General features: G+C 55.4%; 13 protein-coding genes, 2 tRNA genes and 2 pseudogenes. 1 reads left to right on the forward strand and 16 read right to left on the reverse strand.

Going from position 1 to position 19103, the window contains the following annotated elements; all coding sequences use genetic code 11:
- Positions 1–160: 160 nt before the first annotated feature.
- A pseudogene (locus tag Q0T48_RS19885) lies at positions 161–475 on the forward strand (IS3 family transposase); the annotation flags it as partial.
- A gap of 377 nt (positions 476–852) precedes the next feature.
- Here the strand turns inward: Q0T48_RS19885 and Q0T48_RS19890 are convergent.
- The 16 genes and pseudogenes from Q0T48_RS19890 to Q0T48_RS19965 all read right to left on the reverse strand — a co-directional run.
- Positions 853–928, reverse strand: a tRNA-Phe gene (locus tag Q0T48_RS19890).
- 23 nt (positions 929–951) lie between these two features.
- The gene (locus Q0T48_RS19895) at positions 952–1635 is read right to left on the reverse strand and encodes a response regulator (RefSeq protein WP_295960141.1); all 684 of its coding nucleotides are present in this window, start codon (positions 1633–1635) and stop codon (positions 952–954) included.
- 47 nt (positions 1636–1682) lie between these two features.
- Complete coding sequence (locus Q0T48_RS19900; RefSeq protein WP_295960144.1) at positions 1683–3971, reverse strand: ATP-binding protein; 2289 nt, start codon at positions 3969–3971, stop codon at positions 1683–1685.
- A complete protein-coding gene (locus tag Q0T48_RS19905; RefSeq protein WP_295960146.1) occupies positions 3968–4600 on the reverse strand; it encodes a DUF4390 domain-containing protein in 633 nt (210 codons plus the stop codon). The genes Q0T48_RS19900 and Q0T48_RS19905 overlap by 4 nt, the downstream gene beginning before the upstream one ends.
- Positions 4560–5915 (reverse strand): 16S rRNA (cytosine(967)-C(5))-methyltransferase RsmB, encoded by a 1356-nt coding sequence (gene rsmB / locus Q0T48_RS19910; protein WP_295960151.1) that lies wholly within the window; start codon positions 5913–5915, stop codon positions 4560–4562. Before rsmB ends, Q0T48_RS19905 begins: the two co-directional genes overlap by 41 nt.
- A 4-nt stretch (positions 5916–5919) precedes the next feature.
- Positions 5920–6480, reverse strand: coding sequence for a LemA family protein (locus Q0T48_RS19915; protein WP_295960156.1), 561 nt, complete (start codon positions 6478–6480; stop codon positions 5920–5922).
- A gap of 135 nt (positions 6481–6615) precedes the next feature.
- A complete protein-coding gene (gene rpoC / locus Q0T48_RS19920; RefSeq protein WP_295960159.1) occupies positions 6616–10839 on the reverse strand; it encodes a DNA-directed RNA polymerase subunit beta' in 4224 nt (1407 codons plus the stop codon).
- 26 nt (positions 10840–10865) lie between these two features.
- Positions 10866–14978, reverse strand: a complete 4113-nt coding sequence (gene rpoB, locus Q0T48_RS19925) for a DNA-directed RNA polymerase subunit beta (RefSeq protein WP_295960162.1) — start codon at positions 14976–14978, stop codon at positions 10866–10868.
- Between the two features lie 320 nt (positions 14979–15298).
- On the reverse strand, positions 15299–15670 hold the full coding sequence (gene rplL, locus Q0T48_RS19930) for a 50S ribosomal protein L7/L12 (protein ID WP_295960165.1): 372 nt from the start codon (positions 15668–15670) through the stop codon (positions 15299–15301).
- 93 nt (positions 15671–15763) lie between these two features.
- Positions 15764–16312, reverse strand: a complete 549-nt coding sequence (rplJ, locus tag Q0T48_RS19935; RefSeq protein ID WP_295960167.1) for a 50S ribosomal protein L10 — start codon at positions 16310–16312, stop codon at positions 15764–15766.
- Between the two features lie 235 nt (positions 16313–16547).
- On the reverse strand, positions 16548–17243 hold the full coding sequence (gene rplA / locus Q0T48_RS19940) for a 50S ribosomal protein L1 (protein WP_295960170.1): 696 nt from the start codon (positions 17241–17243) through the stop codon (positions 16548–16550).
- Complete coding sequence (gene rplK / locus Q0T48_RS19945) at positions 17244–17675, reverse strand: 50S ribosomal protein L11 (RefSeq protein WP_295960173.1); 432 nt, start codon at positions 17673–17675, stop codon at positions 17244–17246.
- A 127-nt stretch (positions 17676–17802) separates the two neighbouring features.
- The gene (gene nusG / locus Q0T48_RS19950; protein WP_295960174.1) at positions 17803–18390 is read right to left on the reverse strand and encodes a transcription termination/antitermination protein NusG; all 588 of its coding nucleotides are present in this window, start codon (positions 18388–18390) and stop codon (positions 17803–17805) included.
- On the reverse strand, positions 18390–18773 hold the full coding sequence (gene secE / locus Q0T48_RS19955) for a preprotein translocase subunit SecE (protein ID WP_295960176.1): 384 nt from the start codon (positions 18771–18773) through the stop codon (positions 18390–18392). The genes nusG and secE overlap by 1 nt, the downstream gene beginning before the upstream one ends.
- Positions 18774–18882: 109 nt before the next feature.
- Positions 18883–18958: transfer RNA gene (locus tag Q0T48_RS19960), tRNA-Trp, on the reverse strand.
- Between the two features lie 6 nt (positions 18959–18964).
- Positions 18965–19103 (reverse strand): annotated as a pseudogene (locus Q0T48_RS19965) (elongation factor Tu); the annotation flags it as partial.

Below are 19103 nucleotides of genomic sequence, written 5' to 3' on the forward strand. Positions count from 1 at the left end.
GCCCACAGTGACGGGTACTCGCCTCGGTGCTCCTGCACCATGCGCACTGCGCGCTTACGCACCTCAGGGGAAAACTTGTTCGACTTCATGGCTCAATCCTCTCAGAGATTTGAGCCTCCTCAAAACACGGGGCGGTTCAGTTCGCCGCGCGCTTACCCTTGACCGGCCTATCGTGCACTCTGATCGAGGGGCCCACTATCGCTGGCCAGGGTGGCTCACCCGGATGCGCGATGCAAAATTGATTCGCTCAATGTCGCGTAAAGGGTGCTCACCAGATAACGCAGCCTGCGAGGGCTTCTTCGTGCGACTCAAAACGGAGCTGTTCTACCCTCGGGACTGGCGGTCAACAACCATCGAGCAGTTCATCCAGGTCGTTGACGCCTACATCCGCTGGTACAACGAAAAGCGCATCAAGATATCCCTTGGCTCGCTCAGTCCCATCGAATACCGAGCGAGCATCGGATTGACAACATAAACCAGTCCAAGAATTCTGCCGCACCCCCTGGCAGTCAAGATTGGATCGGCTCTAACAAAGTCCTGGATAAACGTGCATTTTTGCAACTCCGTAAGTTAGTGGAGTTGCGTGTAGTCACGCGTCAGCTCTTTTCGTTCCACGATGTTCTTTAGAAGCTTTAGATAGCCTCTTGCAACATCTCATCGATGGCTTGCCACGGATGTCCAAGTCCTCGAGGTGGGCTTGGGCGCAGTGGCGCGCAATCAATAGCCGTCCTGGCGCAGTGGACTTCTGACACGGGAGCCAGAAACTGCGCCAGAAAACAAAAAAGCAGCCTGTTTTACGGGCTGCTTTTTTGATTACTCTCTGCTAACCTGTTGACTAGTAGGGAGTTTTTTTGGTGGCCCGGGGCGGAATCGAACCACCGACACAAGGATTTTCAATCCTCTGCTCTACCGACTGAGCTACCAGGCCAAGAATTCGATTATATACCGAAATCAAACCCGTTTTCCACGGGCAAGATCGACTCCTAGTTGTTTTAATTTGCGATAAAGATGAGTGCGCTCCAAACCGGTTTGTTCTGCAACACGCGTCATAGAGCCACTTTCTTGGGCGAGATGAAATTCAAAGTAGGCTTTTTCAAAACCATCGCGTGCTTCTCTTAGCGGTTTGTCCAAATCAAATGTTTGTTGAGACTGCGGGCCTAGGTGGTTAGTAGTAGATAGAACTCCAGGAATGCTACTCGCTAGTTTCATAGAGACGACACGGCTGTCTGTATGGATTGGCAAGGTCGGTACAGGAACCGCTTTGCGCGTCACATTGCGTGTCAGTGCCTGCTCCACTGCTTTGAGCAGCTTTTGCAGAGTGATCGGTTTTTCCAAAAATGAGTAGGCTCCTATACGGGTGGCTTCTACGGCAGTGTCGATGGTGGCGTGGCCACTCATCATAATGACTGGCATGGTGAGTGCGCCGGTGGCGGCCCACTCTTTGAGAAGCGAAACTCCGTCGGTGTCGGGCATCCAAATATCTAGCAATACCAAGTCCGGACGTGATTGCTGCCGTGCGATACGGGCCTCCGCCGCGTTTTCTGCAAGTTCGACGTTGTGCCCCTCGTCGTTCAAAATTTCAGAAAGCAGGTCGCGGATACCCAGTTCATCGTCAACTACCAGAATGTTTGCCATGATTGAAGCGCGCGTCCCCGGGTGAAAATACAGCGGTAGGGCTGTTGTTAAGTTGCCACTTTAAGGTGGATGGCGAATGATAACGATACTTGCGCCCCTTCCACCACACCACTTACGATGCGGTTAGATAAGTCGATGCGTGCACCATGTTCATCGGCTATTTTTTTGACGACGGCCAGCCCCAACCCCGTGCCACGACTCTTAGTGGTCACATAGGGCTCAAAGGCGCGTTTGAGTATGTGTTCTGGGAAGCCCGTGCCTTGGTCTAAAACTACCAGGCGGACCCGTTGGGTCGCTGCGGCCCACTGTGTGCGCAGGATGACGCTAGGGGGTACCCCAGGCTTGCGCGCTGCTTCTGTGGCATCCTGCGCGTTTTGCAGCAGGTTATGGATGACTTGGCGTAGTTGCTCTGCATCGCCCAGAATCATCGGGCATCCACCTTCGAGCTGCGCGACGACATCGACGGTTGCTGTGTCGTGCTCATAAAGCTGCAGCACGTCTTGCACCAATAGATTCAGGTCCAGTGGTTTTAGGTCGGCGGCCGGAAGGCGGGCATAGTCGCGGAACTCGTTGACCAAGCGCTTCAAGGCATCAACCTGGTCCACGATGGTTTTGACCGATTTTTTAAGCAGTACTTGCTCGGGCTCACCAACCTTGCTCAAAAGCTTCATCTCCAGACGCTCGGCGGACAGTTGAATGGGGGTCAGTGGATTCTTGATTTCATGGGCCAGGCGGCGCGCCACTTCGCCCCAGGCCTGAGCCCGCTGGGCAGACACGATTTCAGAAATATCATCAAAGACTAATAACCGATTGCTGCCTGGTAGTTCTGCGCCTCTAGCTACTAAAGTAATAGCATCTTGTGAAAATGGCGATTGCGTAGCGTTGAGTTCAAAGGATTGTTGCCAATGGTCGAGTCCATGGTGGATCTGCTCACTTAAAAACGCTGAAAACTGCGCGTGCACGCCCTGGGCAAAATCGGCCATGCCTTCAACGTGCGCCAGCGGCTGGCCTTCCAAGGCTGCCAGGGGCACCCGCAATATGCGGGTGGCACCAGGATTGCTGGATTGGATGGTGCCTGCCGCGTCCAGCACGATGACACCGGAGGTGAGGTTGTCCAAAATCGTCTGCAGGTTGGCGCGGGCGGCGCTGACCTGCGACATACTCTGGTCGACGGCCGAGCGGGCATCGGAGAGCTGTTGGGTCATGTCCGCAAATGAGCGGGTCAGGCCACCCAACTCGTCACGGCCTTGCCACACGGCTTTAGGCGTCAAATCACCGGCTGCCACCTGGCGCACGCCTTCGGCTAAAAGCAGCAAAGGGCGGGCGAGCTGGTTACCCAGCAGTACTGCCAGCAGCACGGCACCAAACACCGCCAGAAACAGGCTCAAAGTCAGCGTGCCGATATACATGCGCTTCAGACCGGTACGGGCAAGTGCCCGTTCTTGGTATTCGCGGTTGGCGGTTTGTACCGCCATGGCATTGGCTACAAGGGGCGGAGGAAGGCTTTGTACGATTTGTAAAAACCGTGGCTCTGCCAGCAAACTGACCCCCTTGCTGGATACCAGGGCGAGGGCTTTGATGTGGGCTGCGGGTGGTTCTGTCCCGAGGGCTGGCGCTACATCGTCCAGTCCTTCAATGGCCGCTACCGCCCTTTGGGCGCGTACGTTGCGTAGCTGCTGCGGGCTGGGGCGTTCGGGGTTGAGCAGAAAGCGCGATTGGCCCACACTGGCTATCAGTTGCCCGCCTGCGCTCCACAGCATCACATCGCTCACATCCAACTGGTCGCGGATGTGTTCCAGCGTGAGTCCGGCAGCCGCATCTGGGACGCCAGACAGCTGCCCGCTGGCGTTACGGGCTTTATCGGCCAAATCGTTGGCCAGGATGTCGAGGGTGGCACGCCCCAGGTTCACGCCCGCATCCAGGGCCGTTTCCACTTTGACATCGAACCAGCTTTCGATCGAGCGGGAGACAAATTGGTACGACACCACATAAATAAGCAAACCCGGCATCAGGCCCACCAGCGCAAAAATGGTGGCCAATTTCACCAACAAACGGCTACCAAATTTGCCGCGCCGCAGGCGAATCCAAAGCCGAATCGCCATCCAGGTGATAACCGCCAGAAGCACCCCGGCTACCACCACGTTCACCGCAAACAGGCGCGCATAGTTGCGCTCGTACATTTCCCGGTTGTTGGTGGACTGGGTAAGTAGCAGCAGCAGAATCAGACCCATGGCCATGACTACCACCGCACCCACCACCCAGGCCCAGCGCAAGGCGCGTGGATTGCTCAGGGTGCGGTATGTGGATACCGGTGCATCGGCAGACGATGGGGTCACTTGGTCGCGTCCGGTGTAAGGCGCAGGTTACGGCTGCCAGACAGGCTCCAGTCGGACTGGCCCATGGCACCGATCTGGAAAGGTCGAGGAAGCTGCGACACATCGAGACGGAAGCTGAATTCAGCATGCGTTTTGCCGTCAAAGTCGATGTCGGCGGTATCCGCGATACGCCAGCGCGAAAAGCGCTGCATATTGGCCAGAGCATCAGCGAGCGATTCAAAGTTCTGGTTCAGCACCACGCCTAGGCCGCTATTGCCCATAGCGGTAGGCCCTACATTCAAACGCCAACGCCGGGTCAGTGGCTGGTAGGCAAGCCGCATGTAGCGGGCTTGGCTGGCGACCGATTTGTCAGACCAATACCAGCGGTCCCGCAGCACCTCGATCTCTGCCACAAAGAACATTGGAATGCCTTTGTGCAGTGCATCCTCCACTAGGCTGGGAAGTTCGAACTTCAAATTAGCCGAAAAAAATACCCCGGATTCATTGCGTTCAATCTGCATCTGGTTGATTTCCACCAGGGTGCTTTGAGCCCGTGCAAAAGGCAGGTGGCACAACAGAAGATAGACGCACAAGCGCAGCCAAACCCATTTAGGTCGCATGTTTTTCCAGCAAGGCGTAAAAGAATCCATCGTTGTCACAGATGCGATTGTCCGGGACAGCTTCCGCCAAATCCCATGTACGGGGCTGTAAATGACCGGGAGACGGTAGCAAACGGGCATCGGTGTGGTATGCAAGAAACGTTTCGATCTGGTCTTGCCCCTCAGCCCGGAATACCGAGCAGGTGCAATAGAGCAAACGTCCGCCGGAACGGACCAGAGGCCAGAGTTGTTGCAAGAGGCTCGCCTGGAGGCGGGCTAGTTGTGCAATATCTGTTTCGCGGCGTAACCAACGCACGTCGGGGTGGCGGCGTACGATGCCTGATGCCGTACACGGCGCATCGAGCAAGATGGCATCGAATTGTCGGCCATCCCACCAGGTAGCGGGCTGGTTGGCATCGGCCACCAGCACCGTGGCTTGCAGGCCCTGGCGCTGCAGATTGTGCTGGACGCGTTCGCAGCGGATGGGATCGATATCTAGCGCCGTCACTTCGGCTTGTACGAGTTCAAGCAGGTGTATTGTTTTGCCTCCGGGGGCGGCACAGGCATCCAAGATACGCATCGGTTGTGCCGTGTCCATACCGGCCAGTAACAGCGGTGCCGCCATTTGGGCCGCCGCATCCTGAACCGACACGGCTCCCTCTGCGAAGCCAGGGATTTCTTGGACGGGCCTGGCTCGGGCCAGGGCCACGCCCGAGTCTCCTACAAAGAATGCTTCGATATTAATAGCTGCTAATGTAGATTGAATAAGCGCTGGAGTCGTTTTTCTTATATTAATTCGCAAAGTCATCGGGGCATGTTGGTTGTTCGCATGCAGGATGTCTTTCCAGCGCTGTGGTTGTTCGTTTTTCAGCCGCTGTATCCACCACCGGGGGTGGTTCCACACGGCGACCGGGTCACGGTCGGTTACGCTGACCAGCGCGTCGCGTTCCCGCAAAAACCGACGCAGGCAGGCATTGATGAAGCTGGCTTGCGCTTTCGCCGGGCCCCGGTTGGCGGCTTCGACGGTTTGGTCTACCAGGGTAAATACTTCATAGGGGGCATCGGCCTCTTGCCAGACCAGGGCCAGCGCGGTGCACAGCAATGCATCGGCTGCAGGTGGGGGAGGGCGTTTGGCCAGCTGCGCACGCAAGGCTTCCGCGCGGCCCAGGTTGCGCAGGCTATGGAACACTAACGACTGTACGCCGGGGCGCAGCGAACCGTCTACCGCGGCCAAAGCCGGCGTGGCGGAGGTGCCGTTGCGGATGGCGTGCAAGACTTCTGCTGTGGCCAGCAGTTGGCGCCACAGCGGAATCTGTACAGCCTGCCCAGTGTGTGGGGGGCGCTCTGGAGCGTTGGAACGGGTCATATAGTCAAGAATCGGTAGGGAGTGAGGTTGCGGTGTGAAAGCCGAACAGCCATGCGAGCAGCATCGCAGGAAATTGGGTGGTGGCTGTGTTGTAGCTTTGGACGGCTTGTGCAAAGCTTTGGGTAGCCAGGCGGATCTGCTGGCGGGTATCGCTCCATTGGGTGCGCAAAGTTTCGGGTAAAGGCGCGCCGAAGGCATCAAGACTATCAGAGGCGGCCTGTGTCCAGGCCCGCTGCAGAACTGTGTCGGCAGCGACCAAGGCGTTGATGGCGGCACGGTCTAAAGACCGGATACGCGCCACCGCCAGTGAGGCAGAAAACTGGACCTGCGCCCCGAGTAGTCCTGCCCATGCCTGTGCAGATACTTGTGGGCTGGGATCGGCAGGGTTGTATGGGTTGACTGGACAGGATTGCACGGTATCGGCATAACGCTGCATGGGCACGACCAGGGCCGCAAAACTGCGCAAAGTCTGCGACCGCAGCCGGCCCAGCCGCCGATAGGCCCCGACCGACCAAAAGAGCAACAGAGCAGACAAACTCCACCAAATAACGGATTCGGAGATCACAGGTAATCTTGTAGATAGTGCCTTAGGGCCATGGTATGCACATAAAAAAACACCCCAAGTCCACCAGCGATGGACTTGGGGTGCCTGTGTCACTAGGGATTCCTGTGTGACATTACGCGGGGCACGCGGCCTGCGTTATTCGTGGGCTGAGCCTTCATTGGCTTCCAACAAGGAAGTGGCTTCTTGCGCATCCGCCAGTTCCGCAGCTTCAGACTCGGCGATGGCGCGGCGCTCGGCGTCGTCCATCAAGTCCTTGGCCAGGCGGGCCTGGTGGTACGCCATACCGGTACCTGCGGGGATCAGGCGGCCAACGATCACGTTTTCCTTCAGACCACGCAGTTCGTCGCGCTTGCCCATGATGGCGGCTTCGGTTAACACACGCGTGGTTTCCTGGAAGGACGCGGCGGAGATGAAGCTGTCGGTGGACAGTGATGCCTTGGTGATACCCAGCAGCAAGTTGGTGAATACCGCGGGGATCTTGCCTTCGGCACGCAAGGCGTCGTTGGTGTCGAGCATTTCGCTGCGTTCGACCTGTTCGCCATTGATGTAACCGGAGTCACCCGCGTTCTCGACAACCACCCGGCGCAGCATCTGGCGCACGATCACTTCAATGTGCTTGTCATTGATCTTGACGCCTTGCAAGCGGTACACGTCCTGGACTTCGTCCACGATGTAACGGGCCAACTCTTCCATGCCTAGCAAGCGCAAGATGTCTTGTGGGTCGGCGGGGCCGTCCACAATGTTTTCGCCCTTGTTGACCACCTGGCCTTCGTGCACCAGGATGCTCTTTTCCTTGGGGATCAGCTCGTCCCAGACCGTACCTTCTGGATCGGTGATCTGCAGGCGGACCTTGCCCTTGGTTTCCTTGCCGAACGACACGGTACCGGTCATTTCGGCCAGCATGCCCTTGTCTTTCGGCGTACGGGCTTCAAACAGCTCGGCCACACGTGGCAAACCGCCAGTAATGTCGCGCGTCTTCTGGCCTTCAATCGGGATACGGGCCAAAACTTCGCCGCGACCAACATCCTGGCCATCGCGCACCTGGATCAGTGCACCGATAGGGAAGCCAATGGTCACCGAGTGGTCGGTTCCAGTGATCTTCACTTCGTTGCCATTCGCGTCGATCAGCTTGACCTGCGGACGGATCACCTTGGCGGCACCACGGCGCTTCGGATCGATAACCACCATGGTGGACAAGCCGGTGACTTCATCCACCTGGCGTGCAACCGTCAGGCCCTCTTCCACATTTTCGAATTTGCTCATACCCGCAAACTCGGTAATGATGGGACGGGTCAGCGGATCCCAGTTGGCCAAGATCGTGCCGGCCTTGACCACCTGGTCAGCCGTAACCGCCAGGATCGCACCGTAAGGCACCTTGTGGCGTTCACGTTCGCGACCATGCTCGGTGATGACAATTTCACCCGAGCGGGCAATCACGACCAGTTCGTTCTTGCTGTTGGACACATAGCGCATCGTGGCGTTAAAGCCAATCGTGCCATTGGATTTGGCTTCCACGCTGGAGGCGATAGCGGCACGGGATGCCGCGCCACCGATGTGGAAGGTCCGCATGGTCAGCTGGGTGCCGGGTTCGCCAATGGATTGCGCTGCAATCACACCAACAGCCTCGCCACCGTTGATCAAACCACCGCGGCCCAGATCGCGGCCATAGCACTTGGCACAGATGCCGAAGCGGGTGGCACAGGTCAGTGCCGTACGCACCTTGACTTCGTCCACGCCAGCCACTTCCAGGATGTCGATGACATCTTCGTCCAACATCGCACCGGCCGTAGCCAGCACCGAGCGGTCTTCGGGGTGTAGCACATCTTCGGCGGCGGTACGACCCAGAATGCGGTCGCGCAGCGATTCGATGACTTCGCCGCCTTCGACGATGGCGCGCATCAGGTAACCATTGGCTGTGCCGCAGTCTTGCTCGGTCACAACCAAATCTTGCGTTACGTCCACCAGACGGCGGGTCAAATAGCCTGAGTTAGCCGTTTTCAAAGCCGTATCCGCGAGGCCCTTACGGGCCCCGTGGGTGGAAATGAAGTACTCCAACACGTTCAGACCTTCACGGAAGTTGGCGGTAATAGGTGTCTCGATGATCGAGCCGTCCGGTTTGGCCATCAAACCCCGCATACCGGCTACCTGGCGAATCTGCGCTGCAGAACCGCGAGCACCGGAGTCGGCCATCATGTAGATGGAGTTGAACGACTCTTGCTCGACTTCCTTGCCATGGCGATCAATAGTCTTCTCTTTGGAGAGTTGGGCCATCATCACCTTGGAGACTTCGTCACCGGCCTTACCCCAGATGTCCACCACCTTGTTGTAACGCTCGCCAGAGGTCACCAGACCGGAAACGTACTGGTTGCCGATTTCTTTGACTTCCTTTTCAGCGCGGGCAATGATGCCGTGCTTTTCTTGCGGCACCAGCATGTCGTCGATGCAGATCGAAATACCGGCTTTGGTCGCCAAACGGAAACCGTTTTGCAACAGCTTGTCGGCAAACACCACCGTCTCTTTCAAACCGCACTTGCGGAACGAGACGTTGATCAGCTTGGAAATTTCTTTCTTCTTCAACGCTTTGTTGATGTTGGAGAAAGGCAGGCCCTTAGGCAAGATTTCCGACAACAGCGCACGGCCTGCGGTGGTTTCCCACAGCTTGGTCGAGGGTACGAATTCGCCGGTTTCTTTGTCTTTGGTGTATTCGGTCAAACGGACATTGATGCGGGCGGTCAACTCGACCTCACCCGCGTCAAATGCGCGCTGTACTTCGCCGGTGTCGGCAAAAATTAGACCTTCGCCCTTGCCGTTGATACGGTCGCGGGTCGTGTAGTACAGACCCAGCACCACGTCTTGCGACGGCACGATCGAGGGTTCGCCGTTCGCAGGGAACAAGATATTGTTCGAGGCCAGCATCAAGGTGCGGGCTTCCATTTGCGCTTCGACCGACAGCGGTACGTGGACCGCCATTTGGTCACCGTCAAAGTCGGCATTGAAGGCCGAGCAGACGAGCGGATGCAGTTGGATCGCCTTGCCTTCAATCAGGATGGGCTCAAACGCCTGGATGCCCAAACGGTGCAGCGTAGGCGCACGGTTCAGCATCACGGGGTGCTCTTTGATCACCTCTTCCAGGATGTCCCACACGACGGGCGTGCCGGATTCAACTTCTTTTTTCGCCGCCTTGATGGTGGTGGCGATGCCCATGGCTTCTAGGCGCGAGAAGATGAAGGGCTTGAACAGTTCCAAAGCCATCAGTTTGGGCAGGCCGCACTGGTGCAGCTTGAGGGTAGGGCCCACCACAATGACCGAACGGCCAGAGTAATCGACGCGCTTGCCCAGCAAATTCTGGCGGAAACGACCGCTCTTGCCCTTAATCATGTCGGCCAAAGACTTGAGTGCGCGCTTGTTGGCACCGGTCATCGCTTTACCGCGGCGGCCGTTGTCCAGCAGCGAATCGACAGCTTCTTGCAGCATGCGCTTTTCATTGCGGGCAATGATTTCGGGCGCTTTCAACTCCAGCAAACGGCGCAGACGGCTGTTGCGGTTGATGACGCGGCGGTACAGGTCGTTCAAATCCGATGTGGCGAAACGGCCGCCGTCCAGCGGCACCAGCGGACGCAGGTCCGGTGGCAACACGGGCAGTACGTTCAGCACCATCCATTCGGGTTTGATCCCCGACTTCTTGAATGCTTCCAAGAGCTTCAAGCGCTTGGAGTTTTTCTTGATCTTGACCTCGGAACCGGTCAAATCGCCGCGGAGGCGTTCAATCGACGCATCGATTTCAATAGCTTCGAGCAGGTCTTTGATACCTTCTGCGCCCATTTTGGCCACGAATTCGTCACCGTACTCTTTGGTCTTGGCATCAAAGTCGTCTTCTGACATGATCGCGAATTTCTTCAACGGGGTCATGCCAGGGTCGGTGACCACATAGGCTTCAAAGTACAGCACGCGTTCGATGTCGCGCAGCGTCATATCGAGCACTAGGCCCAGACGCGATGGCAGCGACTTCAGGAACCAGATGTGGGCGCAAGGTGCGGCCAGATCGATGTGGCCCATGCGTTCGCGACGCACTTTGGTCTGCGTGACTTCAACGCCGCACTTTTCGCAGATGACACCGCGGTGCTTCAGGCGCTTGTATTTACCGCACAGGCATTCGTAGTCTTTGATGGGGCCAAAAATCTTGGCGCAAAACAGGCCGTCACGCTCGGGCTTGAACGTGCGGTAGTTGATGGTTTCTGGTTTTTTCACTTCGCCGAAAGACCACGACCGAATTTTTTCGGGGGAGGCCATGCCGATCCGAATCGCATCGAAATGCGAATCGGGCGTGAACTGCTTGAACAGGTCGAGTAATGATTTCATGTGTTAAATCCTTTTCTTGTCCGCAATTAGCTACGCTCGAGCTCGATGTCCAAGCCCAAGGAACGGATTTCCTTGACCAGCACGTTGAACGATTCGGGCATGCCCGCTTCGATGGCATGCTCGCCCTTGACAATGCTTTCGTACACCTTGGTACGTCCTACCACGTCATCTGATTTGACGGTCAGCATTTCTTGCAGCGTGTACGAGGCGCCATAAGCTTCGAGCGCCCACACTTCCATTTCACCGAAACGCTGTCCACCGAACTGTGCTTTACCGCCCAGTGGCTGTTGGGTCACCAAGCTGTAAGGGCCGGTAGAGCGGGCATGCATTTTGTCGTCCACCAAATGGTGCAACTTCAAGAAGTGCATATAGCCAATCGTCGTTGGACGCTCAAATGGCTCACCTGAACGGCCATCAAACAAATTGGCTTGGGTACGCGTTGCGTTCAATCCCTTGTGTTTTGCGATGTTCTCTGGATAGGCTAGTTGGAGCATGCCCCGGATCTCTTCTTCCGAAGCGCCGTCAAACACTGGCGTTGCAAAAGTGACCCCTTGAGCCATATTGGCGGCCATGTTGAACACTTCGTCGTCGCTGAGTTGGCTCAGATCTTCCTTGCGGCCCGAGCCGTTATAGAACGAGTCCATGAAGCTGCGGACTTCGGCCACTTTGGCCTCGGCTTGCAGCATGTCGCCAATGCGCTGGCCAATGCCCTTGGCAGCCCAGCCCAGGTGGACTTCCAGCACCTGGCCCACGTTCATCCGCGAAGGCACGCCCAGCGGGTTCAGGCAGATGTCGCACGGAGTGCCGTCAGCCATGTAAGGCATGTCTTCGACCGGAACAATCTTGGACACCACTCCCTTGTTACCATGGCGGCCGGCCATTTTGTCGCCAGGTTGCAAGCGACGTTTGACTGCCAAGTACACCTTGACCATCTTCAGCACGCCTGCTGGCAACTCATCGCCTTGGGTCAGCTTCTTGCGCTTTTCTTCAAAAGCTAGGTCGAAGCTGTGACGAGTTTGTTCCAACGAATTCTTGATGGATTCCAGTTGAGTGGCAACTTCATCATCGGCAGGACGGATGTCAAACCAGTGGAATTTCTCCACCGACGACAGGTAGGCCTTGTCGAGCTTGGTGCCCTTGGCCAACTTTTGAGGGCCACCATTGGCGACTTTGCCGGTCAACAGTTTTTCGATACGATCAAACGCATCGGCTTCCACAATCCGCAACTGGTCATTCAGGTCAAGGCGAAAGCGTTTGAGCTCATCGTCAATGATCTGCTGAGCACGCTTGTCACGCACGATACCTTCGCGTGTAAACACCTGAACGTCGATCACGGTACCTTGCGAGCCCTGGTCCACACGCAGCGACGTATCTTTCACATCGCTGGCTTTTTCTCCAAAGATGGCGCGCAGCAGTTTTTCTTCTGGCGTCAACGTGGTTTCACCCTTGGGTGTGACCTTACCAACCAGCGTATCGCCAGGTTGAACTTCTGCACCCACGTAGATGATGCCCGACTCGTCGAGGCGGTTCAGTTGCTGTTCGCTCAGATTCGGAATATCGCGGGTAATTTCTTCGGCACCCAGCTTCGTGTCACGGGCCATCACCACCAGTTCCTCGATGTGGATCGAGGTGTAGCGGTCATCCGCCACTACGCGTTCGGAGATCAAAATCGAATCTTCGAAGTTGTAGCCATTCCAAGGCATGAAGGCGATGAGCATGTTCTGCCCGATCGCGATTTCACCGAAGTCGGTGGACGCACCATCGGCAATCACATCACCCTTGGCCAAACGATCGCCTTTTTTGACGATAGGACGTTGGTGGATATTGGTGTTTTGGTTGGAGCGCTGGTACTTGATCAGGTTGTAGATGTCCACACCCACTTCACCGGCTGCCGCTTCGGCATCGTTGACCCGGATCACGATACGGGTCGCATCGACATAGTCCACCAAGCCGCCACGGGTGGCGGTAACCACGGTGCCAGAGTCCACTGCGGCCACACGCTCGATACCGGTACCAACCAGTGGCTTCTCTGGACGCAGTACAGGCACGGCCTGGCGTGACATATTGGCGCCCATCAAGGCGCGGTTTGCATCATCGTGTTCCAAGAAGGGTACGAGTGAGGCGGCCACAGAAACGATCTGCGCGGGAGAAACATCCATGTACTGGACACGCTCTGCACCAACCAAGATGGATTCGCCTTTTTCACGGGCTGACACCAAATCGCCAGAGAGTTTGCCTTCCTTGTCCAGGGCCGCATTGGCCTGGGCAATCACGTATTTACCTTCTTCGATAGCCGACAGGTAGTCAATCTCTTTGGTGACTTTACTGTCAATCACCCGACGGTACGGTGTTTCGATAAAACCGTATTCGTTCAAGCGGGCATATAAGGCCAAGGAATTGATCAGTCCAATGTTAGGACCTTCTGGTGTCTCGATCGGGCACACACGACCGTAATGGGTGACGTGCACATCGCGCACTTCAAAGCCGGCACGTTCGCGGGTCAAACCGCCTGGGCCAAGGGCGGATACCCGGCGCTTGTGGGTGATTTCAGCCAGCGGATTGGTCTGGTCCATGAACTGCGACAGCTGGGATGCACCGAAGAACTCTTTGAGTGCTGCGGAGATCGGCTTGCTGTTGATCAGGTCATGCGGCATGAGCGGCTCTTGCTCGGCTTGGCCCAAACGTTCTTTGACCGCCTTTTCAATCCGCGCCAAACCGGCACGGTATTGGTTCTCAGCCAGTTCGCCAACGCAACGGACGCGGCGATTACCCAGATGGTCGATGTCATCGACTTCACCACGGCCATTGCGCAGATCGACCAGGATCTTGACCACGGACAAAATGTCTTCGTTGGTCAGTACCATTGGGCCCGTGGATTCGTCACGGCCCATCTTCGCGTTGAACTTCATGCGGCCCACGCGCGACAGGTCGTACGTATCCGGGTTGTAGAACAGGCGTTGGAAAAGAGCTTGTACAGCGTCTTCTGTTGGCGGTTCGCCAGGGCGCATCATGCGGTAAATGGCGACGCGGGCGGCAAATTCATCTACGGTTTCATCGCTACGCAACGTTTGCGAAATATACGCACCTTGGTCCAACTCGTTGGTGTAAATGCATTGCAAGTCCTGCACGCCTGCTGTGCGCAATTTCTTGAGCAGCAGTTCCGTCAACTCTTCGTTGGCTTTGGCAATAATTTCGCCAGTGTCGCTATCCACGATATTTTTAGCCACCACCCGGCCAACCAGAAAGTCTTCTGGAACGCTGATGTGAGTTGTCCCGGATTGTTCCAAATCACGGGTATGGCGGGCAGTAATGCGCTTGTCTTTGGCAACTGCAACTTTTCCGGTTTTGTCTGTAATGTCGAAACGGGCAACTTCGCCGCGCAGGCGTTCGGCCACAAATTCCATTTGTGCGCCACTGTCCATCAGGCGGAAATTGTCGTTGACGAAAAAGTTCGCCAAGATGGATTCTGGAGTCAGGCCAATGGCTTTGAGTAAGATGGTGACGGGCATCTTGCGCCGACGGTCCACCCGGAAATACAGCACGTCTTTGGGGTCAAACTCGAAATCGAGCCATGAACCACGGTAGGGAATGACGCGTGCAGAAAACAGCAACTTGCCGGAGCTATGGGTTTTACCCTTGTCGTGTTCGAAAAACACGCCAGGAGAGCGGTGCAGCTGCGAAACGATCACGCGCTCGGTACCATTGATGATGAACGAGCCTTTTTCCGTCATGAGCGGCACTTCGCCCATATAAACTTCTTGCTCTTTCACTTCCTTGACCACTTTGGACTGCGATGTCGAAGACTCACGGTCATAAATGATAAGTTGGACTTTGGCTCGCACAGCGGAGGCGAATGTCAGGCCCCGAGTCTGGCATTCGCGAACATCAAAAGCAGGCTTGGCAAGGTTGTACTCCACATACTTCATCTCGACAAAACCATTGTGCGAAACGATCGGGAAGGCGGCATCAAATGCAGCTTGCAGACCTTCCACGGTGCGTTTTTGAGGCGCTAAATCTGCTTGCAAAAAGGCTGTGTAAGCATCTTTTTGCATTTGCAACAGGTAGGGGACTTCGAGCACGCTGTCGCGGCTGCCAAAATTTTTACGAATGCGTTTGCGTTCGGTGTACGTATAAGCCATGAGATCTCCGGGGGCAAGGACTTGGGAGTCCTGGGGGGCCTGTCAACTGTCGTGTTGCACATCATGCGCAACGAACTTGGCGGTTGGCCACTACCAACCATGGCGGACGATTGCGCATTGCACGCAATCCGAACCAAGGCATCTTCTGCAGTCGGGGCCAGAAGACACTGAAAAGTAGGTGTTGCTACCAGCTTTTCAGTGTGTTCTAACTTTCATATCCAAATGGCCTGAGCCTCGGAGCATGAAAATTATTTCACCTTCAACAAGCACGAAAGGCTGGGAGCTCCTTTGGGAGCACCCAGCCCTCGATTGCGAGTGAATTACTTCAGTTCGACTTTAGCGCCAGCATCCACCAGCTTCTTCATGGCCGCATCAGCGTCAGCCTTGGAGATACCTTCTTTAACTGCCTTAGGTGCGCCATCGACCAAGTCCTTAGCTTCTTTCAAGCCTAGGCCGGTGATTTCGCGAACAGCCTTAATGACCGACACCTTTTGAGCGCCAGCTTCGAGCAGAACGACGTTGAATTCGGTCTTTTCTTCAGCAGCGGCAGCAGGGCCAGCAGCAGCGGCAGGGCCAGCCATAGCGGCGGCGCTTACGCCAAACTTCTCTTCGATGGCTTTCACCAGATCGTTGAGTTCCAGGACCGTCATGCTGTCAAGCGCGGTCAAAAATGCGTCTTTATCGAATGCCATTTTGATTTCCAGTTTTTTCAGTTGGGGACAGGCTGTGCATATGCAAGCGACTGTCCAACAAAGTTTTTGTCAATGCCGACCGTAACTTGTGGGTTACGCCGGAGCAATCTCGGCAGCCGCTTCTGGGGCCGCTTCGACTGCTGGTTCGGTAGAACCCGCGCCTTTTTGTGTCGCCAATGCGGCCAGCACACGTGCCGTACGCGAAATAGGGGACTGCATCAAGCCCAACAACTGTGCCAACAACACTTCCTTGGAAGGAATGCTTGCCAGTTGCTTAACGCCGTTCACGTCCAGAACTTTTCCACCGAATGCTCCACCACGAATCACCAACTTGTCGTTGGTCTTCGAGAATTCAGCTACTACTTTGGCAGCAGCTACGGCATCCACAGAAAAGCCATAGATCAGCGGACCGGTCATCTGGTCGGACACGATTTCAAAAGCACTGCCTGCGACAGCACGGCGGGCCAAGGTGTTTTTCAACACGCTTAAGGTCACGCCATTGCTACGCGCTGCTGAGCGCAATTTGGTCATGTCAGCGACCGTGATACCACGGTATTCCGCCATCACGAGCGTTTGAGCTTTAGCGGCGAGGCTGGTCACATCGGTAATGACCGCTTCTTTCTCACTGCGATTAAGACTCAAGGTCTACTCCTTAAAATGTGCTGTCCGGCTGATCGCCATTTAACACGCCACTTTGCAGCGACCAACTGTTTCGGGAAACTTATTCCATCTGCAGCGGGATCGCCATCTGCGTTGGTTTTCACTGATTAAGTACAGGCAAGCTGTACACCAACGGTCTTGGATGGCTCGCTAAAGCTTTGAGACTCCAGCGACCCACCACGTTGAAGCCTCTTTTCAGAGGCTTCAAATTTTGCGATTACGCTGCGATGGTTTGTGTGTCGACGCGAACGCCTACACCCATCGTGCTCGAAACCGCTACTTTACGTAAATACAGGCCCTTGCTGGACGCAGGCTTGGCTTTGGTCAAGGCATCGATCAACGCAGCCAAGTTGCCTTGCAGCTTGTCGGAGTCAAACGAGCGACGGCCAATGGTGCTGTGCACAATACCGGCTTTGTCGACACGGAACTGGACCTGACCTGCTTTGGCGTTTTTGACTGCCGTAGCGACATCGGGCGTAACCGTACCAACCTTAGGGTTAGGCATCAGGCCACGTGGGCCCAGAATCTGACCCAACGTACCCACAACGCGCATAGCGTCAGGAGCAGCGATCACGATGTCAAAAGGCATATCGCCCGCTTTGATCATTGCGGCCAGGTCGTCCATGCCGACGATATCGGCACCAGCCGCCTTGGCTTCTTCAGCTTTGGCACCTTGGGCGAACACCGCGACACGTTTGGTCTTGCCTGTGCCGTTAGGCAACACAACAGCGCCACGCACAACTTGGTCAGACTTCTTGGCATCAATGCCGAGTTGCACAGCCACATCGATGGACTCATCGAACTTGGCGGTGGCGCACTCTTTGATGATTACCAAGGCATCCGCCAATGGATACAGCTTGTTGCTGTCGATCTTGCCAGCAGAGGCTTTTTGTTTTTTGGTCAGCTTGGACATTTACACGCCCTCCACATTCACACCCATAGACCGGGCGGTACCAGCGATAGTACGAACGGCAGCATCCAGATCAGCGGCCGTCATGTCTTTCATTTTGGTTTTTGCAATTTCTTCGAGTTGGGCACGGGTAATCTTGCCCACTTTCGCGCTGTGCGGCGTGGAAGAACCCTTGTCGAGCTTGATAGCTTTCTTGATCAAAACAGTCGCTGGCGCAGTCTTGATAATGAAAGTGAAACTTTTATCTGCAAATGCAGTGATCACCACTGGCAGTGGCAGACCTGGCTCAACACCTTGGGTCTGCGCATTGAATGCCTTGCAGAACTCCATAATGTTCAAACCACGTTGACCCAGTGCAGGGCCGATGGGGGGGGATGGGTTGGCTTTACCTGCAGGTACTTGCAGCTTGATAAAACCGACGATTTTTTTCGCCATTATTTACTCCTTGCGGGTCTTAACGCTTCTGTCTACCGAAACTGGCTGACATCTGCTCCCCGGGGTTGCGACTCGCTAACAACATCCACGCTGAGTCGAAAAACGTAGAATCCACTAATTACAGAAATTAGGTCTTTTCAATCTGGCTAAATTCCAACTCCACAGGTGTGGCGCGGCCGAAAATAGTGACCGAAACACGCACTTTGCTTTTTTCGTAGTTCACTTCTTCTACAGAGCCATTGAAGTCAGTAAATGGACCTTCTTTGACCCGGACAAATTCACCCACCAAGAATTCCACTTTGTGGCGGGGCTTGTCGGTGCCTTCTTGCATCTGACTCACGATTTTCTGCACTTCTGCCTCTGAAATCGGAGCGGGGCGGTTTTTGGCGCCACCTACAAAACCAGTAACTTTGTTGGTGTGCTTGACCAAGTGCCAAGATTCATCGTCCATCACCATTTCAACAAACACATAACCCGGGAAAAGACGGCGCTCGGTCGTTTTTCGCTGGCCATTTTTGATTTCGACGACTTCTTCGGTAGGAACCAGAATGCGGGCAAATTTTTGCTGCATGCCAGACTGAAGAATGCGTTCTGTAATATTTCGCTCGACCGCCTTTTCCATTCCGGAGTAAGCATGCACGATGTACCAACGCAGGTCTGGATTTACGGGAGTCGCAGACGGTTCGGCCGCGCTCATTTCTACAACATCAGTCATTACTTTTTCCAGCCCAGAATCAAGTCATAAAAAACCCATTCCAGCGTCTTGTCAGTGAGCCAGAGGAACAAGGCCATGAGCACTACAAAGCCGAAGACATATAAAGTCATCTGCGTAGCCTCTTTGCGCGTCGGCCAAACAACTTTCTTGACTTCACGCCAAGCATCGCGAGCAAATGCGACCAATTGCTTGCCGGGTTCGGAGGACAGAAACACCACGATTGCTGCGACTACGCCCACAATCAAAGCTGCCCATTGGGCGATTTGCCCTTGTTTGCTCAACAGATAGAAGGTGGCTAACGCACCCACCACCAAAACAGCAGACAAACCCAATTTGGCTTTGTCTGCGTTGGTGTTGATAGTCTCAACTTGCGAAGTGGCCATTTTTGGCGGTTTCCTGCTTCAAATACATGGTGTCTCTTGAGACACAGAAGCCCGTCAGGTCATGACGGGCTTGTTGGGACTAACTATTTGCCACCTTGAACTTATCAGGTGGCAGGGGCGGAAGGAATCGAACCATCAACCTTCGGTTTTGGAGACCGACGCTCTGCCAATTGAGCTACGCCCCTACAAAATTAAGCAATGATCTTGGCAACCACACCGGCGCCGACGGTCTTGCCGCCTTCGCGGATAGCGAAGCGCAGACCTTCTTCCATGGCGATGGGGTTGATCAACTTGACAGTGATCGACACGTTATCGCCTGGCATGACCATT

Origin of the sequence: Rhodoferax sp. (genome assembly GCF_025354435.1) — a bacterium.
In the GTDB taxonomy this organism is placed as follows: Bacteria; Pseudomonadota; Gammaproteobacteria; order Burkholderiales; family Burkholderiaceae_C; genus Rhodoferax_B.

Excerpts from the sequence above, each read along its gene's own strand:
- Q0T48_RS19895 (WP_295960141.1), bottom strand. The coding sequence starts at position 1,635 with ATGGCAAACATTCTGGTAGTTGACGATGAACTGGGTATCCGCGACCTG.
- Q0T48_RS19905 (WP_295960146.1), bottom strand. The coding sequence starts at position 4,600 with ATGGATTCTTTTACGCCTTGCTGGAAAAACATGCGACCTAAATGGGTT.
- rsmB (WP_295960151.1), bottom strand. The coding sequence starts at position 5,915 with ATGACCCGTTCCAACGCTCCAGAGCGCCCCCCACACACTGGGCAGGCT.
- rpoC (WP_295960159.1), bottom strand. The coding sequence starts at position 10,839 with ATGAAATCATTACTCGACCTGTTCAAGCAGTTCACGCCCGATTCGCAT.
- rpoB (WP_295960162.1), bottom strand. The coding sequence starts at position 14,978 with ATGGCTTATACGTACACCGAACGCAAACGCATTCGTAAAAATTTTGGC.
- rplL (WP_295960165.1), bottom strand. The coding sequence starts at position 15,670 with ATGGCATTCGATAAAGACGCATTTTTGACCGCGCTTGACAGCATGACG.
- rplA (WP_295960170.1), bottom strand. The coding sequence starts at position 17,243 with ATGTCCAAGCTGACCAAAAAACAAAAAGCCTCTGCTGGCAAGATCGAC.
- rplK (WP_295960173.1), bottom strand. The coding sequence starts at position 17,675 with ATGGCGAAAAAAATCGTCGGTTTTATCAAGCTGCAAGTACCTGCAGGT.
- nusG (WP_295960174.1), bottom strand. The coding sequence starts at position 18,390 with ATGACTGATGTTGTAGAAATGAGCGCGGCCGAACCGTCTGCGACTCCC.
- secE (WP_295960176.1), bottom strand. The coding sequence starts at position 18,773 with ATGGCCACTTCGCAAGTTGAGACTATCAACACCAACGCAGACAAAGCC.